Origin of the sequence: Halomonas cupida (assembly GCF_900142755.1) — a bacterium.
In the GTDB taxonomy this organism is placed as follows: Bacteria; Pseudomonadota; Gammaproteobacteria; order Pseudomonadales; family Halomonadaceae; genus Halomonas; species Halomonas cupida.
Genome location: NZ_FRCA01000031.1, coordinates 1 through 1,240, shown reverse-complemented (window position 1 = coordinate 1,240; position 1,240 = coordinate 1). Strand labels below are relative to the sequence as shown.

The window sequence follows — 1,240 nt, the reverse complement described above, 5'->3', positions numbered from 1 at the left end:
TCCCCCACCTCCTGGGTCCACGAAAGCGTGGTCATGCTGGTGGCGGTGAGCTTCTGTCTCGGCGGCCCCGCGGCACTGGCCAGCAATCGCCATATCCGCGTGCGGGTGCTCTACGATTCCGTCGGCCCCACCTTCCGTCTGTGGCTCGACCGTTTCAATGACCTGGTGACCTTCGGCTTCTGCCTCGGCATGACCTATGCCGCGTATGTGATGTTCTGGGGCGCCTCCCACAACCCGCTGGGCGAGTGGCAGCTGGAACGCTCCGGCACCTCCTGGAACCCGCCGTTCCCGGCCTTGATCAAGGGCATGATCCTGCTGGCGCTGGCCATCATGTGTCTCCAGGCACTGATCCACCTGGTACAGTCGATCAAGGGCAAGCCGGCCCCCGCGGCCAATGATGAAGGAGCCGCCTGATGGATATCGCAGAAGGAACAATGCTGCTGGTCGGGCTGATCTTCGCCCTGCTGATCACCGGCCTGCCGCTGGCTTTCATCACCGGCCTGGTGGCACTGGTCTTCACTTTCGGCTGGTTCGGTTCCAACGCACTGCCGCTGGTGACCAGCCGGGTCTATGGCTTCGTTACCGAGTATTCGCTGGTGGCGGTGCCGATGTTCGTGTTGATGGCATCGTTACTGGACCGCTCGGGGATTGCCAAGGATCTGTTCAACGCCATGCGCGTATTTGCCGGGCGCCTGCCCGGTGGCGTCGCGGTACAGACCATTGTGGTGGCGTTCTTCCTCGCCGCCCTGTCCGGCATCATCGGCGGCGAGATCGTACTGCTGGGGATTCTGGCGCTGCCGCAGATGCTGCGTCTGGGCTATGACAAGCACCTGTCGATCGGGGTGGTCTGCGCCGGTGGTGCCCTGGGCACCATGATGCCGCCGTCCATCGTGCTGATCATCTATGGCCTGATCGCCAGTGTCTCGATTGCCGACCTGTTCACGGCCGCCATCACGCCGGCGGTGGTGCTGATGCTGTCCTATATCGGCTATGTGCTGGTGCGCTGCATGCGCAATCCCGCCATGGGCCCGCCGATGACCGAGGCCGATCGCAACGAGGGCTTCTCCAGCCGCTTCGAGGCGCTCAAGGCGATCGTGGTGCCGGGCCTGATTGCGATGCTGGTGCTCGGCTCGATCTACGGCGGTGTGGCGTCGGTCACCGAGGCTGCGGCCATGGGCGTGTTCGGTGTGCTGCTGGCGGTGATCCTGCGTGGCGAATACTCGTTCCGCATGATGCACGA

The 1,240-nt window shown here is 64.0% G+C and carries 2 protein-coding genes; both read left to right on the top strand.

What is annotated here, in order from left to right; translation table 11 throughout:
* Positions 1–414: TRAP transporter small permease subunit (locus BUE38_RS22080; protein ID WP_073437400.1), on the top strand; the 414-nt coding region annotated here is incomplete at its 5' end.
* The coding region (locus BUE38_RS22075) for a TRAP transporter large permease subunit (RefSeq protein WP_143166439.1) at positions 414–1,240 on the top strand (827 nt) is incomplete at its 3' end. The genes BUE38_RS22080 and BUE38_RS22075, both read left to right, overlap by 1 nt.